Annotated in this window: 14 protein-coding genes and 1 pseudogene; 8 read left to right on the forward strand and 7 right to left on the reverse strand. The window is 44.2% G+C overall.

The window, feature by feature from the left end; translation table 11 throughout:
- From BACCOPRO_RS05320 to BACCOPRO_RS05350, 7 genes and pseudogenes are all read left to right on the forward strand, one after another.
- The coding region (locus tag BACCOPRO_RS05320; RefSeq protein ID WP_040311212.1) for a short-chain dehydrogenase at positions 1-293 on the forward strand (293 nt) is incomplete at its 5' end.
- 113 nt (positions 294-406) lie between these two features.
- A complete protein-coding gene (locus tag BACCOPRO_RS05325) occupies positions 407-682 on the forward strand; it encodes a hypothetical protein (protein WP_008141654.1) in 276 nt (91 codons plus the stop codon).
- 36 nt (positions 683-718) lie between these two features.
- Positions 719-2209 carry a fimbrillin family protein gene (locus BACCOPRO_RS05330; protein ID WP_155819095.1) on the forward strand — a complete coding sequence of 497 codons (1491 nt, stop codon included), beginning with the start codon at positions 719-721 and terminating at the stop codon, positions 2207-2209.
- A gap of 24 nt (positions 2210-2233) precedes the next feature.
- A complete protein-coding gene (locus BACCOPRO_RS05335) occupies positions 2234-3109 on the forward strand; it encodes a fimbrillin family protein (protein WP_008141658.1) in 876 nt (291 codons plus the stop codon).
- Between the two features lie 149 nt (positions 3110-3258).
- Positions 3259-3783: pseudogene (locus tag BACCOPRO_RS17790) on the forward strand (GNAT family N-acetyltransferase); the annotation flags it as partial.
- A gap of 36 nt (positions 3784-3819) precedes the next feature.
- On the forward strand, positions 3820-4149 hold the full coding sequence (locus BACCOPRO_RS18200; protein ID WP_204083401.1) for a DUF2200 domain-containing protein: 330 nt from the start codon (positions 3820-3822) through the stop codon (positions 4147-4149).
- 12 nt (positions 4150-4161) lie between these two features.
- Entirely contained in the window at positions 4162-4938 is a 777-nt protein-coding gene (locus BACCOPRO_RS05350; RefSeq protein ID WP_008141661.1) for an SDR family oxidoreductase, read from the forward strand.
- Between the two features lie 16 nt (positions 4939-4954).
- Here the strand turns inward: BACCOPRO_RS05350 and BACCOPRO_RS18465 are convergent, their stop codons facing one another.
- Together BACCOPRO_RS18465 and BACCOPRO_RS05355 are read right to left on the reverse strand one after the other, a co-directional pair.
- Positions 4955-5227, reverse strand: coding sequence for a helix-turn-helix domain-containing protein (locus BACCOPRO_RS18465; RefSeq protein WP_309299842.1), 273 nt, complete (start codon positions 5225-5227; stop codon positions 4955-4957).
- A gap of 21 nt (positions 5228-5248) precedes the next feature.
- The gene (locus tag BACCOPRO_RS05355; RefSeq protein ID WP_246497768.1) at positions 5249-5839 is read right to left on the reverse strand and encodes a hypothetical protein; all 591 of its coding nucleotides are present in this window, start codon (positions 5837-5839) and stop codon (positions 5249-5251) included.
- A 126-nt stretch (positions 5840-5965) separates the two neighbouring features.
- On the opposite strand from BACCOPRO_RS05355, the gene BACCOPRO_RS05360 reads away from it, so the two are divergent.
- Positions 5966-7276 (forward strand): cytidylate kinase family protein, encoded by a 1311-nt coding sequence (locus BACCOPRO_RS05360; RefSeq protein WP_040311214.1) that lies wholly within the window; start codon positions 5966-5968, stop codon positions 7274-7276.
- Between the two features lie 93 nt (positions 7277-7369).
- Here the strand turns inward: BACCOPRO_RS05360 and BACCOPRO_RS05365 are convergent, their stop codons facing one another.
- The 5 genes from BACCOPRO_RS05365 to BACCOPRO_RS05385 all read right to left on the reverse strand — a co-directional run bounded on the left by BACCOPRO_RS05365 (position 7370) and on the right by BACCOPRO_RS05385 (position 17442).
- A complete protein-coding gene (locus tag BACCOPRO_RS05365) occupies positions 7370-8560 on the reverse strand; it encodes a DUF4934 domain-containing protein (protein WP_008141668.1) in 1191 nt (396 codons plus the stop codon).
- Between the two features lie 253 nt (positions 8561-8813).
- The gene (locus tag BACCOPRO_RS05370) at positions 8814-12827 is read right to left on the reverse strand and encodes a glycoside hydrolase family 2 TIM barrel-domain containing protein (protein WP_040311215.1); all 4014 of its coding nucleotides are present in this window, start codon (positions 12825-12827) and stop codon (positions 8814-8816) included.
- 271 nt (positions 12828-13098) lie between these two features.
- Positions 13099-14322 (reverse strand): DUF4934 domain-containing protein, encoded by a 1224-nt coding sequence (locus BACCOPRO_RS05375; protein WP_008141671.1) that lies wholly within the window; start codon positions 14320-14322, stop codon positions 13099-13101.
- Between the two features lie 53 nt (positions 14323-14375).
- A complete protein-coding gene (locus tag BACCOPRO_RS05380; RefSeq protein ID WP_008141673.1) occupies positions 14376-15575 on the reverse strand; it encodes a DUF4934 domain-containing protein in 1200 nt (399 codons plus the stop codon).
- A 202-nt stretch (positions 15576-15777) separates the two neighbouring features.
- A complete protein-coding gene (locus BACCOPRO_RS05385) occupies positions 15778-17442 on the reverse strand; it encodes a hypothetical protein (RefSeq protein WP_008141675.1) in 1665 nt (554 codons plus the stop codon).
- Positions 17443-17471: the final 29 nt, after the last annotated feature.

Raw genomic sequence — 17471 nt, forward strand, 5'->3', positions numbered from 1 at the left:
CCTTGTCCGACGGTCTTCGGATTGATCTGGTAGATACACCTGTACGTGTCACCAACATCAAGCCCGGCATGGTCGAGACAAACTTTTCCGTTATACGCTTCCGGGGAGATCAGGATAAAGCTGACGCCGTATACAAAGGAATCCGTCCGCTGACAGGCGACGACATTGCTGACGTGGTATATTACGCAGCATCGGCTCCGGCTCATGTGCAGATAGCCGAGGTACTTGTCATGCCTACCTATCAGGCAACAGGAACTGTATGTCACCGGCAAGAACAAGCTGCCAGACATTGAGGACAAATAGAATTTTAAAGTCCAGATCTGTATTTAACAGACTTTTTACCCTGTCCGAATGAACATTATACGCGTTCATTTGTATATTAATACAGATTTTCACAAAAGCTTTTATGACAAAGACTAAACTAAAGACAATTTTTGCCTTGCTTTCAGGCTGCATGTGGGTTCTGTCATCCTGTGACCAGTCGGATGAAAAATATCCGGCTGCCAGTGACGAACTTACAATGACATGTGTCCAGGCCTCATGGACAGATACCCGTGCAGTTACAAACGACCAAGGTCAAGGCAGCTTTTCCGAAGGTGACAGAATTGACGTTCTGGCAACAGGCAATCAACAAACGGCAAATATCCAACTGGAATATACAGATAACCGCTGGACTCCTTAGCTGCAGCGCAACGACTATGGAACAGGAAGTCTCGGCTTGTTCGCAATTTATCCGGTATTGCCGGCCAGTAATGATAATCCTATCATGCGGAATATCGGCATCCCCACTGATCAAAGCAACGAAAAGAATCATTCGGATGCCGATGTTCTTTTTGCAACTACAACGGTCGGTGCCAGTGATGCTGTGGCTACCCTGCAATTCAACCATGCCTTACACCGCATCAACATAAACTTAAAAGGTACTATTCCTGATGACCTGACCATTGAGGTGAAAAGTCTTGCCAACGGACAGATCTCCCTGAAAGATGGAAATGCAACTGCGAATCTGTCTGCGGATTATGTCTGGATCAAGCCATATCGGATTAGCAACGAATCCTATAGCCTCATTATTCTTCCACAGGAAACCCAGGCATTCTGTAGCGGTGAAGGACTGATTCGTCTGACAACAGAAGGCAAATCAGCCTCGTATACATTTAACGGTAATGCGGAGAAGTTCGATGCCGGTATGCAGACAACTCTCAATCTGACCCTGAAAACAGAAGACAGCAATGTAGATCTGGAATTCAGCAACCAGACCTATTGGGTGTACGGAGTTACAGCTCCCGACTTTCCGGGCAAGGAAAATATTTACTCTGCCAGACCAGGGGTCAAAAAATTCGAAGACGGGCTATGGTTCCGTTATGCTAATGAAACGATGTATCCCCCGCTGCTGTTTGAGGAAGAATATCTGACCTGGAAAGAAGGATCCGGCTGGTTCGACTGCAACAAGACCTTCAATTATTACGGAGATGGCAACATGCGTTGGGCGGCAGCAGCATCCAATCTGATTCACTGGTGGCTGGCACAGAACCAAAAATACATTGAAGCCTATGACAAGGAATATGGTCCTGAATACAAAGATCTCAGCCGGCCGGAGAAATACAACAGAATGACAGAAAGCAACCAGCAGCATAGCGAGGTTTTCAACTTCTTCAAATCCTCTTTCGATAATCTGGGAAGCTGGGATACCGGAGGTGTCAACTGGTTCATAAACGGAAACAAAAAGAACCTGATACATTGTTCCCAAAAGAACTTCCATGGATTCTTCAGCAAGGTGTTTTCAGAAGATGATGCTGTGGCAAAAGGAACATCCGACACATCCAAGGAAACATTCAACCTTTGGTTCAAAGATGCTTTCCGGTATAATCAGGCCATCGGATTTGCCGCTTACGATTTTGCCGGTCCCAATACCAAGAGCCATTCCATGGTTATCTGGGGAGCAGAATTCGATGCCGAAGGAAATGTCGCTTACGTTTATATCTGTGACAATAACCGTGCAGAGGATGAACCCAATCATGCATCACTCCAGCGCTATAAAGTCGTTTATGAGAAATCAAACGTACCCGAAATGAAAGGAGATTATGCTTATCTGACCCCACTGGACAACATAGACGGAACTCCCTCAAAAGCCCGTTTCCGTTTCACTTCCCTGACATTGGTTGATTTGCGTCTTGACCTTTGGCAGAAAGCTTTTCCTAATGTAAAGTAAATAATAACAATAAATTTATAGATCATGAAGAAGATTCTATTTTATGCACTCGCAGCCACAACGCTGGCTCTGACTTCGTGTAAGAAAAATGTACTGGAAACCCCGTCAGCAGCAGACAATGCAATTCATATCGTAGCCAGCATTGCCTCACAAGCCCGTGCCCCTCAGCTGGCCAATGACGGAAGCGGAAGCTTCTCTCAAGGAGATAAAATGTCACTGTTCCTGACAGAAGATGACGCAAACAACCAGTCTGTAGATTATGAATACGGTTCAGGCATCCTGACCTGGGGAAGCCTCGGACTTGCAGACAGCAACGCAAAAATTACTTTAGCTGCCTGTTACCCGCAACAGGACAGAATACAGAACGGCGAATTCGAATTCAATACACTCACGGCTTCAGACAAAGATCTGCTGCTTGCCCCTGCACAGTCTGTAACTGCAGGAACTTCCGAAGCCGTATATCTGAACTTCAATCATGCCCTGCATCGTCTGGATCTGACCTTCACACCGGGTGAAAGTTACACAAGCGAAGACCTTGAATCACTTTCCATCAGTCTTAATGCCAAGACAACCTGTGTGGTAGACGGACTGCAAGGCAAGATAAAAGGAGTAAAGAGGGAAACAGGTACATATACAGCCAACAATACCAAAGCTTCATTTTATCTGGTACCACAGAGCACAGCAGGAATTACATTGAAGATCAGCATAGGAAATGATACGAAGTCATTGACCTTAGACAAATTACTGGAACAGTTGGGTTCCGCCCAACCGGAACTGAACGGAAGCAAACGCTGTACACTGACCTTAAAGGTCAGCCGTGAAGGAATCACTGTGGAAGGTGGTTCTATCAATGCCTGGGGCAATCAGGTTACTGCCGACGGCGAAGTTATAATCGGCTGATACCGGAAACATACTTTCATCATGGAGCAGCATCGTTTCGTTACGATGTTGCTCTTTTTTTATCCGGCAGATAAAAAGCTTACTCAGAAACATATTTTCATAAAAAACTTTCCTATCTTTATTCGCATTTGATTTTAACAGGATAAAATATGGGGAATTCAAACCACATCATACGTGCCTTGAAACCGGAAGAGACCATCCGGACGCAGGATATCATCTTCCGTTCCGTCACGACCGCCGACATACCAGAGCTGAAAGAATTATTCTGCAACACAGTACTGACTGTCAACGCCCGCGACTATACAACGGAAGAAGTAGCTGACTGGGCTTCATGCGGTAATCGCCCGGGACACTGGGAGAAACTGTTTGCAACCCTGCATTTCATTGCTGCCTGCAATGGGCAAGGCCGCATCATCGGCTTTACTTCCATCCGAAACGACGGATACCTGCACTCTATGTTCATTCATAAAGACTATCAGAGACAGGGCATCGCCAGCGCCCTTCTGCACCGTATCGAAGCATATGCCGCTAAACATGGAATCAGTGAAATCACTTCGGAAGTGAGTATCACAGCCCGCCCTTTCTTTGAGAAACAGGGGTATATCGTGGAACTGGAACAACGCGCACAGGCTAACCGCCTGCAACTGATTAATTATAAAATGAGAAAACAAATGAAAGATGGAAATACGGGATTTGAAAAAGTATACCAGATGCCTCTCGGCAAAGTCTACCCGCTGCTAGTGAACAAAGCCACGCGGAAAGGACGTACCCAGGAAGAAGTCGATGAAATCATCTGCTGGCTGACCGGATACAATCTGCAGCAACTGAAGGAACTGCTGGACCAACCCATTACGTACGGTGACTTTTTCCGTAACTCTCCTGCTCCCAACCCTGCCCGCAGACTGATAAAAGGAAGCATTTGCGGCATTCGGGTGGAAGAAATCCAGGAACCGCTGATGCAGGAAATCCGTTATCTGGACAAGCTGGTGGACGAGCTGGCCAAAGGCAAACCAATGGACAAGATTTTAAGAAACCTATAACAGACATCAACCATGAATAGAATTATCGTCGTAACAGGTGGAGCTGCCGGTATCGGTCGCTGTACCGTTGAATATTTCGCCTCAAAGGGCGACCGGATTTACTTTATCGACAACAACCAGAAAGCCACTCTTGCCCTGACAGAACGCATGCACCGGAAAGGACTGAACGTAACAGGCTATACCGGTGACATTGCAGAAAAACAAGTTCTGGAAGATTTTGCCAGACGGGTGCTCGACGAACAGCCTCAAGGCATTCATTGCCTTATCAATAATGCCTGCCTGATGCATGGAGGCATTCTGGAAGGGTGTGACTACGAGGACTTTCTTTACATACAGCGTGTAGGAGTAGCCGCTCCCTATATGCTGGCCAAACTCTTCAAGGATCATTTCTGCGGCCTGGGATCCATCGTCAACATCTCCTCTACCCGGGCATTCCAGTCACAGCCCAATACGGAAAGCTATACGGCTGCCAAAGGGGGCATCACTGCGCTGACCCATGCGCTCGCTGTAAGCCTGCAGGGTATAGCCCGAGTCAATTCCATTGCTCCCGGCTGGATTGATACAGGCGCCTATCATGATGACAACAATTATGTGCCAGCCTATACGGAAGGAGACATTGCCCAGCATCCTTCACTCCGGGTAGGAGAACCGGCAGACATCGTACGGACAATCGATTTTCTTTGTGACGAACGGAACACCTTCATCAACGGAGAAAATATTACAGTCGACGGAGGCATGAGCAAACTTATGGTGTATCACAACGACTGCGGATGGACATACCGTCCTTAATTTCAAGGCCGGGCTTTCACTGCTTCCGAAGTTCCTCCTTCCGCATCCGGAACTTCAGAGGTGAAAGTCCGGTCTGACGAATAAAGAACTTCCCGAAAACCGACTGATCAGAGAAACCCAGCTGATTACTGATCTCCTGCACATCCAGATCCGTACACTCCAGCATTCTCCGGGCGTCTGCCCCCAGTAATTCCGAGAGATGAAAGCGGACGGTATGTCCTGTAATGTTCTTTACGATACGCGACAGATACGTGGTAGAGATATTCAGACAGCCGGCATAGAATCCGATATCGTGATGCTGACGGTAATGTTACACAAGCAGTTTCTTGAACTGACGGAAAATTTCACTGGAACGCTTCACATAAACGGACGATTCCAGATTCTCCCGGCACAGGGCATCGGCCATCTGCAAGAGGACAAAGCTGCACAGATGACGGATGATGCCATCCCGATAAAGGGAAAGATCCTCCAGCTGACGGGAAAACAAAGACAATGTCCGCGACAGGTATTCCATCCGCGACTGTTCAAGAACAAAGACCGGCAGACGGAAGTTACCCAGCAGTCTGGCCACCTGATTATACAGAGCCTGTCCGTCAGGCAGACTGTCAAAATAATCAGGAACCACATAAAGCACCTGCATGCGGAAGCCGGAACTCAATTGCCCAAGCACACTCTCGGTACTGGGAGTCAGTACAACCAGATTCCCTGTTCCTATCTCATAATGCCGATAGACATCATCCAGACAGGCTGTTCCGTTTGTGACGAGCAGAAAGAAAAAACCTTTTCTGATCTGCATCGGTCCATAAACCGAAAAAGAATCGTCTACAACACAACTATACTTATGCCCGGCACAGATTCCCCGCGTCCGGATCATCTCAAGCAAAGAAGTCTCCATCATCATCGAATTTTCACAAACAAAAATAGGCTTTGTTTCGTTTCCGACCAAAATTAGTTGTGCTTTTCTATACGACAAACAACAAATAAGCTGAACTTTGCGGCGTTTTCAGAAACTATAATATAAGCTGATATGAGTAAGATACTTCTCCGGCGCTACCTGTTGTTCTGCGTCTCCCTGTTTGTCAATGCACTCGGCATTGCATTTATCACCAAAGCGGCCCTGGGAACTTCTCCCATCACAAGTGTCACGTATGTACTGAGCATGTTCACGCCGTTCACCATCGGCCAGTGGACCATCATGCTGAACCTCCTCTTTGTAGTAGTGGAACCTTTCCTGATGACACGCAAGGACCTGAAATCCGATCTGCGCATGTACCTGCTTCAGATCCCGATCTCCTTCTGCTTCGGTATGTTTATTGACCTGTGCATGCACTGTATTCTTTATTGGCTGAATCCCGCCGAATATCTTCACATGATTGTCGCCCTGCTTATCGGCTGTGTCATTCTGGCCGTAGGCATTGCACTGGAGGTAAAAGCCAATGCAGCCATGATGGCCGGAGAATATTTTGTCAAGGTCATAACGAAACGCTTCCACGGAGAGTTCGGATATGTCAAGCTGGGCTTCGATGTCACACTGGTTGCCATCGCCTGCCTGCTGTCCCTGATTTTCATGTCGGGCATTTATGGTGTACGCGAAGGTACCGTCGTGGCTGCACTGATTGTCGGACCGATCGTTCATTTTGTCAGCCCGTATTACAATTTTCTGGACAAATGGATCACCGATCCTTCTCTCCGGCAAGACATCGCCCTGCAACAAAACCAGCATACCATCATCACCATTGCCCGCGAATACGGCAGTGGAGGCCATCTGCTTGGCGAAATGCTTTCCAAAGAACTGGGGATCAAACTTTACGACAAGGAGTTTATCCGCATGGCAGCCCAGCGCAGCGGTATGGACGAACAGTACATCGTCCGGAACGAGCAGTCCATTCCCTCCTTCTGGCTGAAGTGTATCCTCTCCAAGAACAGTGAACAGCCGCTGGAATCCAGCCTTTCTTCAGACGATGTCCTGTTCGTATCCGAAAGCAAGATTATTCAGGAACTGGCAGCCCGGGAATCCTGCATCATTGTCGGACGGTGCGCTGATTTCATTCTGAAAGATTATCCCAGGGCAGTGAAAGTGTTCTGTTATTCCGATCTGCAGCACGCTCTGACCCGCTGCGTACAGGAATATGGAATTCCCCGGCAAAATGCAGAAACGGAAATCCGCCGGATCAACCGCAACCGCATCCATCATTATGAGTACTACACGGGAAGGAAATGGGGTGAGCCTCACCACTACAATCTGATGCTTAATACAGGAACCATCGGTCTTCAGACAGCCTGCCAGTTGATCAAAGGAGTGTATCAGCAATACTCTCTGCAACCTGCCTCGAAATAAGCCGCGAGCTTTTTTTAAAACGTTTCGACAAATAAAAAAACGTTTCGGCCTTTTGAATCAAACGCCGAAACGTTTTTTGAGGTATCAGTTACACTACATCAATATCACAACCACCGGGTTATCTTCTTCGCTGGCACTTTCATTATATTCCGTTGCAGGAATAAGGCCGAGGAAAGTCCCGTCTTCAGTTGCAGTCTGCAACTTATTGATGCAGATATTCTTATTGTTATCAAGAATAGATTCCGTATCCGAAATCTTCACTTCATGAGTTTGTTTGTCAAATACGCCATAAAAGTTTTTGGTTTTTCCTATATTGTAATAATTTGTTTGAAAAACGAAATAGAGACATTTCTTGCCTTCCAGCACGTAGTCTATCGAAATGCGGTTTTCACAACCATCCACATCAAAACGCTTTTCATAAGGACAATGCCAGCTGCCTAAGTCGAAAATCAATCTGGATTCCAGTTTGTTTTCGGACGCCACATAAATGGTATCATTAAATCTTTCTTTTAAATAAGTATTTCCTTCAAATTTCCATATCACCGGATCTTCTTTATAGTGGAAAAATAACCCGTCATTTTTTAATTGACGAATAATACAGGATGGACATGTTGGCACATTTCCATATCCATTGTAAATAATAGGAATGCCCTGATAATCATTTTGTATGGCTTTTTCTTCTGAATAACCGGATATTGTTTCGCTTATCTGTCCAGTTTTCAAATCATAAACTGAGATTTTACTTGTCTCTGTTGGAAAATAGAAGTAGAGTTTTCCTCCTGATGAAATCTGTGAGGCCAATTGAAGAATAATTTCATCGGGTATCGTTAAGTTCTCTATGAAGTCACCGTTGGAATCAAAGCAAAGAATTTCTTGTCCCGAAAACTTAATCATAATCCTTTCTGCCTTTTCATCCACCCAGAATACGGGCATATCACTTATCAGATTATATTCACCTTTACCTTGCCCTACCAATCCTACTGTGGATATAAACTTGCCTGTCTGGGCATCAAACATTTTCAAAGGTTGACCTTGAGAGGATACCAGGATTTTATCTTTCAACAATCTCACATAAGGACGGTCACCGATTAATGAACTATCCGTTGTTTCCAACGGAACGTAACTAACCTCCTTACTTTGTATATCTTCTAAACATAATTGATTCAGATGCTGCATATGGGTTGCAACGTTTATCACACCATCTTTTTCAATAGTCTTATTACCTGAGCAGGCTGCAGCAAGGGAAGTTAAACCCATCAATAACAGGATATTAAATATTTTCATAATACACAAGTCAATACTTCAGTAATTTTTTACCGACAAATTAAAATTAAACAATAGAATCAATATTAGACGGTTCAAAATTATATTAAAAAGTTCATTGAAATACTGTCAAGAATGAATTGACAAACATTTCAATGAACTCATTTTATTTACAGCCAGAGCCGTTTAGACTTAGCCGGTTATTAACGAACTTCTGTTCTGATACTACTAATTCATTAAAAAAATATCAGAAAGTATCAATCTTATAATTGATTTAGTTCAAGATCTTAATTTCCGAACCTGTCGCAAAATCATCACCGTTCTGTGAACTTAGAGCCGTGAAACGTACATAACGTGCCTTTACAGGTTTGGTGAACATGACACGTTTCTCCTCCTGATTATTTTCAAATGAACCCTTAACGATGATTTCTCCCCAGTTCTTACCATCATTACTTACCTGTAACTGATAATCCTTGATGTTTCCGTTACTGCTGTTCTGACGTGGCAAATAAGTAAATCCTTTGATTGTTTTTACCTCCGCACAATCAAAATCTATCCAATGCGGATATTTCGCCACCGTAACAGAATATACAGTATGCCAATATGTATTGGGGTCACCATCAACCAAATGGCTGGCATCACCTTCTCCTTTCTCCGCACTGCTTGCATAAATAACCTCAACCGGTATACTTTCAATCTTATTAAACTCAAACGTAACTCTCAGTTGTTCATTATCCTTATACCAGGCTGTAACCTTTCCGCCTTCACGCAGACCAAATGGTTCCTTGTAATCGAAAACCTTCTTTGAATCATTTATACTATAACATATCACTGCATTCTTTCTGGCTGTTGTTATATTCAGCATACCAGCACGGTCCCGTGACATACCCAAAGGCATTTCACCGGCAGCCGAAACCTTTGCCCTCTGAGTCAAATCATTTCCAGCCGGACGAATGATGAAACCCATCATATGATTGCCCGCTTTGATCCGATCTTCTTCCAAAGGAGCATCCTGTCCACAACTGCTTCCGCCTAATCCCATCATCTTCAGGTCAAGATGCAGATAGTTACCGTCTGATTCAGGAAGTTGATAAGGATGGGGAGCTTCCACCATTTGCATGGCAGACCATGGCAATGCAGAAGCCGAAAGAGGTGAAGCAGCCGAAATAAACAATGCTCCTTGCCCTTCTGAATCCGTCAAAGCACACCAGCGTACCCCTTCACGATTCCCCATGGACTGTGGTTTGGGGAAGTTTACAAACTGCTCTTTCACCGTACTGTTATACAACTCCACAAAAGCACCGTTCATTCGGTCATTATAGTTGTTATGAGGGCCACGACCATAATACGTGTAACAGCCCAGATCTTCAGGAGTCTTCATCACATATCCCAACCGTGCCAGATCCAGACTTGGTTCATTCGATATGATATTTGCCTGCAATTCTATGGAGCCATCCGTGTAAACAGTCCAGATCTGATTGGTAGTAAATTTAAAATCATCCGGCCCGAAATCCCTGGACCTGGTAATCTCATATTTTCCGGAACTGATACCCAGATCACGGATCTTATAGCCACATGGAGACTGAGACTCAACAGTATAAGCAATAATTACTGAGCCATCCTTACGCGTATAAACTGATTGGTTCAAAACCTTATGATGCAAATTATTCAATCCTTTTGCAAACCACTGCCCGTAAGCCCAGTTATCATTATCCGTCTGTGCACGGAAAGCATCAAGCTTAGGACCATTACCGTCTGTGAATATCATCTTATTGCCATACTGCAAGCTATGGATTGTGCCTGTCATATTATTAAACACAACAGTAAAATCATCACCTTTAACAATATATTCGTCTTTTGATCTGTCCAGACTTATCCGACCACCTCCAGACACTTCAGCAATACTTGCAAAAGTTTCAGCTGATTTCACCGGCAACTGTTCTTCCATCTGTACAAATCCCTTTCTGGCCCATGGCATATCCTCGGCCAGCAAGAACTGTACCTTGACAAAATATTCACTCTGAGCATCCAGACTACTGAAGTCATATGGTATTGTGTAACTAACCCTTTCACGAGGCCCTGCCACACTGCGAGTCCCTTTAAATACATTGCTTTCCTGGACCTTCTTTCCGTCTTTCCATAAAGACCATACCATATCATAACCAGACATCGGTTCAAAATAATTTTTGTTGAACACTTCAATCTGTCCCTTCTTCATGTCAATCGCCTTTACTCCAACATTCTGGTAAACCTTTTTAACCTCAAAGTATTCAGGCTTAGGCTTGTGACCGGGAAACAAAATACCATTCATACAAAACATTCCGTCGTTGGGCTTTTCTCCGAAATCGCCTCCGTATGCCAGATATTTCTCGCCGGTTATCTTATCATAATTATAAAGAGACTGATCAACCCAATCCCAGATAGCACCCCCACAGAAGAAATTAGTAGACTCAATAGCCTCCCAGTAATCTTCCAGGTTTCCACCGGCATTACCCATAGAATGAGCATATTCTGATATATGGAACGGATATTTGATATTAAAAGTTCCTTTGACAGCCTCACGGGTCCAGGGTATAGGCGGATATTGATTAGATCCCATATCTACAATGTCATTGTTGCGCTCATACTGTACAGGACGACTGACATCGTATGCCTTAATCGCATTATATGCAGCCACGAAATTCTTGCCCGGACCGGCCTCGTTTCCTAATGACCATACTACGATAGAAGGATGATTTACATGTGCATGAACCAGTTCCATAACCCGGGCAACATGAGCATCTTCAAATTCCGGCACATGTGACAGGGATTCTTTTCCATAATAATATTCATGACTTTCCAGATTGGCTTCGTCCTCCAGATAGATACCATATTTATCGCACAAATAATACCAGTAAGGATCGCATGAATAATGAGAGTTACGGACATGGTTAATATTTCCGCGCTTCATAATCATGATTTCCTCTTCCATCTGTTCATGTGTAATGCTGTTACCACTGTTCGGATTGATTTCCTGACGGTTTACTCCTTTCAACTTCACAGGCTTGTTGTTCACATAGAAATAACGCCCTTTCAGACCGAACTCATCGTCTTTAGCCTCCGTATCGCGTATCTCCACCTTGCAAATGCCAAAATAAGAAGATACAATATCGATGATCTTGCCTTTTTTATCTTTCAGCTCAGCAACCAAGGTATAGCGGTTAGGCTCTTCTGCCGACCACAATCTGGCTCCTGCAATTTCAAATCTGGTTGATACATTCCGACTGGCGTCCTTATCTAAGACAAAGGTTTCAGAAACAACAGGTTTTCCCACCTGCCCTACAATCTCATCAGAGTATAATTTGTTCTGATATACACTATAAGTCAAGGAATAACCTTTAACTGCTTTAGCCCCCAGGTTGCGCAACATGGCATTTACCTCTACGGAAGCACCGCCGGCAGTCAGATCGGTATTGATCTTCATGTCACGTAATTCCACCTTCGATGTAGAAGTCAGATACGTATCACGAAAGATTCCCGGTAGCCGGTACATGTCCTGAGCTTCCAGAAATGATCCGTCGGAATTACGATAAACCTCTACGGCTACCATATTTTCACCCTTGACAAGATAATCACTGATATTAAAAGATGCCGTATTTCTTGAATTCTTTGAGAATCCTACATATTTTCCATTAATCCATAAATAGAAAAATGAATTGACACCATCGAAATTAATATATACCTCACGCTCCCTCCAGTCCTCAGGTATGCGGAAAGTCCTGCGATACGAACCGACTTCGTTACGGTATTTATATGTTGTCCAGTCTTTGTTCGGCTCACGCATCACTCCTCCTTTCCAGTCACCAACTACCTTTGTATGCTTAAAGATGACAGGCTGGTTACAATATATCGGCACTCCATATTTTAAGGAACCATCTTTCTGTATACCGACAACATTCCAACATGAAGGAACAGTAATATCATCCCAGGCAGCAACATCGAACTGAGTTTCATAAAAGGCCTTCGGACGTTCATCCGGATTAGGAGCCCAATGAAATTTCCATGTTCCATTCAGACTCTGCCAGTAAGAACTGGCTTCCGGCTGTACTCTCCTGGCACTTTCCACATCAGCAAAAGAAAAGAAATAAGCACGCGGCTGTTCTTTGTTTAATGACAGTTTTTCCGGTGCCTCCCATTCTGTTCCTTTCGGCTCTGCCTCAGTTCCATAAAGAAAGCCACCTAATGGCTGCTGGGCAAAAGCACCCATTGTCAAGCAGCAAAAAAATAAATTTAAGGTAATTCTTTTCATTTAGTTTTCTTTTTTCTATTTAAGGTAATACAATATGATAAGCAGACTATTAAAGATAATTTCTGCAAAAGTATATGAAAGAATTTTACCCCCCCATTTTCACAATTATTAACCTCCCTGCTTCATATAATCATCTAGCTGGTCATCAAGCCACATGTAAGTTATCCACCCCTTCCCATATATACAAGTTCTCCTGTTCCTCTCTTTGATTCTACATCAGTCACCAAACAAAAGGAACAGGAGAACAGGCAAGTATTTCTGTCTTTATTTATCAAACTTTTTCTTTACAATAAACCACCATAAGAACCGGATTACTGTCCTCCGTCAGTTCCATCAGCTGGGGATGCTTAAGGATTGAAGGATTCTCCTCTGCCATTTCAACAATCTTCTCTGCCGGTAATAGAGACAACAAGATATTGGAGCCTACGACGTTTTGCGGATAGAAAGGAATGCTGGCATTACCGCACATATCATTTAAGATAGCACCGTCACGCACCTCAAAGCTTTCCTTTTTATGTTTGTCATAAACCAACAAATGCATATCATCAATAGCCGAACTCTTCAATTGCCAATAACAGTACGGCATGAAAACCCAGGTATCAGTTTCCAGTGCCTGGGTGCGTATGTAAGAGGATGAAGTCGATTCAAAGGCTTTCCTGTCCGCCCCTATAACTTCTGGCCTGTGTTCAACGGGCATGGAATATCTGCCCAGATCAAAGACATACCGTGGCTTCAGCGAATCAGGAGTAACAACAAACAAGGTGTCATTGTAATATTCCTTATAACATACCATATCCTTATAACGGAACATATAACGGTCGTCATCAAAATGTACCAGGGAAACATAATCTGTTTTAGTGTCAAACAGGTCACTCCGTGAAAAGGCTCTGATTGTATCCCCTTCTGCACCGGCCACCAATATTCTGTCTTTTTCCTTTCCGCTAAGATTATATTGAAAGCATGCCGAAACACTGTCATTAAGCATGGCAAATGCCCATGAAGAAAAGGATGGAGTTTTCCGGGTATATAAGTATGATCCTGTTTCCATATCATATACATTAATATTCTTACCCGGTGACAATACATATACATGTCCCAAAGTCTCGTCAATATCAATGCACACTGCAGAAGTATACTGACCCGGGCCGTTTCCGCGTGAACCTATCGTCCGAACAAATTTTCCTTCATCGGTAAACTGATAAACATTCTTATACGAATACAAGAACCAATACCGGGAACTTTTCAATATTCCACCTTTTTGAATACGGTTCATAAGGGAAGCATCCGTCGTTTCCAGCGGAATAAAACGTACAGAGTCTGCTATTTCACTGAGTTTAAAATCCCGTTCCGAACCGACAGCCTGCTCAAAAGGAATATGAACAGGATATCCGGTTAAATCAGATACGTCTTGAGCCTGTTCTTTTTTATTTCCACAAGACAAGAAGAACAGAGAAGATATACAGATAAAGAAACAGGATTGCAAATTCTTTTTCATATCGACACAGTTTAATAAAACCTTCAGTTCGTGAACGAGAAGTTCAAGATCAATCAGTTTTTAAGTTTGGCAAACAATACAATATTATTGTCATTCTCATCAATGTCGTCATGCAATGACTGGATACGCGATCTGACTTCATCGGAAAGTTCCTTGTCTTCCAGGGCTTTCTCCAGCCGATCTTTCAAAGTAAGCGGTTCCATGTTCGCTACATGATACCCATTCGAGAAACTGATCCAGGGTGCTGGTATATTCAGATAATCATTTCTCAATCGCATGAAGTTACCCTTCAAGGTTTCTTTATCTACGATATAACATACAGGTTCAGAACTTGTCCAGCTAGTTTTAGACACTTGTACCGGGAAAGAAGCATCTCCGATAAAATGATGCGGCAATTCATAAAATCCGTGCCAGGGTATTGGATCCTGATTGAATCTTACGGTAAATTTAGGCTCAAGCTGATTCTTCTCATAATTATAGTGATACAAAGAATCCGGTCTGGTATCGGGCATGATAACGCAGAGCATCACATCATAATCCGAGGTATTTCTGGCATCATAGACTTCGTTACTGTAATCCCTGGGTACGGTAAGATGGCGTGGAGCGACTGACTGTATTCTCTTTCCATGCATATCCTGCACCCAAACCACTTCATTGATTATACTTTCGAAAGGCAAAGCAGTAACAGTCACTGTGGAATCGGATGTATTGACTCTGAACTTTCCTTTACCCACACGTACACCAAGCGGGATGTTCGGTTGGGGATTTCCCTTCAGGTCGAATACCAGAATTCTGTCGGATTGCCACGGAAGAATATAGATGCGGTTATGCTTCTCGTCAAGCTGCTCTGCGTAAGTATTCATGTATTCATCAGGCCCCTGTCCGTAAGAACCTATGGAACAAACAAACTCTCCGTTACGCTTAAACAGTTTATAAGGAACCTGCTTGTTGTTGCTCACCAATATATAGTTGTCGGACACAGTGGTTCTCACCCATCCTCCCACCAGAGCCTCATCCCGGTTATCAAGCTTTACGACCTGAAGTTCTTCGGTCAGCAGGCTCAACGGAATATCAACCGTATCATTAGCCTTTGAAAGATCACAGGCGATTAAGTCACCGGTCGGGAGCTGGACGCGTTCGGCTATAACCGGCATATCAGTCATTACGTTCTTTGTGTCAGAACAGGAAACCATACCGACTGCCGTCAGTGCAACGGCAAGTGCCTGCCATGAAAAGGAAACTTTTGTTCTCATAATCCTATTATTTTAGTTTGTCATTAATAAGGTTAGCATTATATTTTTTGACTTTTGCTTTCTTCAACAGCACAAAGTTAGATACTCCCCTTCAATTATTCCCTAAAACATATTGGACATTTCCCCGTTACAGACAAACCTTGTTTTTATTGATTATCAAAAAGATACAGAGGAGCCATTATCCCTGTATGATGGACATCTGCTAAAAAGAACGTAAAAAATCATCCAGACTGAGCTGTTCATCTGTCACATTCATCTTCTCGGTCTTGATACGGAATTTGCGTTTGGATATTGCAGCTTTACTTACACAGTAAATGTCAGAAAGGTCTTTCATATTGACATTTAATTTAACCAGACAGCAGAAACGGAGATCCTTCTCCGTCATCAACGGATAGGCCTCAGCCAACCTTTTTGTAAAACCGTCGAAAGCTTCATTGACGGTCTGCTGGATTTCTCCCCACTCCTCTTCGCTGAGCGTGATACGTGCAGAAGGATCCTTCTCACTTTTCTGCGCTAAGGAAGGCAGTTTCCCATAGACCGACAGTTTTCGGAACAGCGCCGCACGCAAATCGGCCACCTTAACCTGTTGCTGTGCTTCCTGCTCTCTCAGCGTAGTCAACTCCGTTTCTTTCTGAAGGAGTGCATTTTCATAGCGCAACTTACGGGTTTCCTCTTCGATCTGTTCATTCCGAAGCCGTTCGTCAGTCAGCATCCGGCGACGCTTCTCCCGCAGATAACCGATCATCAATCCGCCTGCAAGCAGGGAAGCCACCAAAAGACCACTCATCAGCCAGATCAATTGTTGCTGACGTTTCATCCTTACCAGATAAAGTTCATTTTCCACACGGACACGTCGGAACTCTTCAGCCGATTTCGTAAAATTCAGTCCCCTCCGGGCATCTTCCTCCTGATGACGCAACCGTTCACTTTGCCAATATAAGTTTTCTGGCAGTTGGAATTTCTGGAAACGGTCGAGCAGGATTTGGGATGCCATCCGGGATACATCAGTTGAAAGACTCTGCGATGCCAGCTGAAAATAATGGTAAGCTGAGTCCAGAGCCATTACAGACTCATACGACTTTCCCCGAAGGTACAACCGTACTGCCGCTCCATCCCGGTTGGGAATACGAAGATACTGGCTGGCCTGCAAGGCTTCTTTCCAGCGTTTCTCATTCTCCAGCCAGGACATCCGGAACATCACCACCTCGTGCCGGAGCCAGGAGTAATCCTCGTCTTCCGGTAAAGAAGCAAACAGATGCCTGTATTCCTCTTCTGCCTGTTCCTTATATCCGTTTTTCGACAACAGGGAAATGCGATAACAGGCTGTACGGACTTTAGATATCGTATCAAAGGCTAAGGCGATAGCCTGATCAGCCATCTGCAGGGCCAGTGAATCTTCCTTTTTCTGAATATAGGCTTCCCGTCTGAATGAATAAATCTGAACGAGAAGCGTATCCGACAAGGCCGGATATTCCTTCTGGAATGTATCTGACATCGACAACACTGAGTCAAACTGGTTTTTCCAAAGCGCAATCCGGATCTCCATCATCTTTAATGATTTCATCAGGCGCTGATTGTCTGCTTCCCGACAAGCCTCCTGACCAGCCTGTATCAGTGAATCCAGCAAAGCCGATCTGCCTGTATTAAAGTTCAGCTGGGCTTTCAGATAGCAATATCGGGCCCGCCCGGAAGCATCCATGCGTTCGGGATGTTCGATCTGCATCAGATAATAATCGCAGCTGTCCAGCGATATCCGGCTTGTCCGTTCGGCCTCTTCCAGCAAATATCCGGACGATGGAGAACAGGCTGACAACAGAATGATCAGGAAAAATATCAAAGGTGGAAACTTCATCGGGTTGTTTTTCATACAATCTCACTTTATAATAGCAGGGCAAA

It is taken from the genome of Phocaeicola coprophilus DSM 18228 = JCM 13818, from assembly GCF_000157915.1.
Taxonomy (GTDB): Bacteria; Bacteroidota; Bacteroidia; order Bacteroidales; family Bacteroidaceae; genus Phocaeicola; species Phocaeicola coprophilus.

What these genes read in the sequence shown, in the direction of transcription:
- BACCOPRO_RS05325 (WP_008141654.1), top strand. Translation starts at nt 407, where the DNA reads ATGACAAAGACTAAACTAAAGACAATTTTTGCCTTGCTTTCAGGCTGC.
- BACCOPRO_RS05335 (WP_008141658.1), top strand. Translation starts at nt 2,234, where the DNA reads ATGAAGAAGATTCTATTTTATGCACTCGCAGCCACAACGCTGGCTCTG.
- BACCOPRO_RS18200 (WP_204083401.1), top strand. Translation starts at nt 3,820, where the DNA reads ATGCCTCTCGGCAAAGTCTACCCGCTGCTAGTGAACAAAGCCACGCGG.
- BACCOPRO_RS05350 (WP_008141661.1), top strand. Translation starts at nt 4,162, where the DNA reads ATGAATAGAATTATCGTCGTAACAGGTGGAGCTGCCGGTATCGGTCGC.
- BACCOPRO_RS05355 (WP_246497768.1), bottom strand. Translation starts at nt 5,839, where the DNA reads ATGATGATGGAGACTTCTTTGCTTGAGATGATCCGGACGCGGGGAATC.
- BACCOPRO_RS05360 (WP_040311214.1), top strand. Translation starts at nt 5,966, where the DNA reads ATGAGTAAGATACTTCTCCGGCGCTACCTGTTGTTCTGCGTCTCCCTG.
- BACCOPRO_RS05365 (WP_008141668.1), bottom strand. Translation starts at nt 8,560, where the DNA reads ATGAAAATATTTAATATCCTGTTATTGATGGGTTTAACTTCCCTTGCT.
- BACCOPRO_RS05370 (WP_040311215.1), bottom strand. Translation starts at nt 12,827, where the DNA reads ATGAAAAGAATTACCTTAAATTTATTTTTTTGCTGCTTGACAATGGGT.
- BACCOPRO_RS05375 (WP_008141671.1), bottom strand. Translation starts at nt 14,322, where the DNA reads ATGAAAAAGAATTTGCAATCCTGTTTCTTTATCTGTATATCTTCTCTG.
- BACCOPRO_RS05380 (WP_008141673.1), bottom strand. Translation starts at nt 15,575, where the DNA reads ATGAGAACAAAAGTTTCCTTTTCATGGCAGGCACTTGCCGTTGCACTG.
- BACCOPRO_RS05385 (WP_008141675.1), bottom strand. Translation starts at nt 17,442, where the DNA reads ATGAAAAACAACCCGATGAAGTTTCCACCTTTGATATTTTTCCTGATC.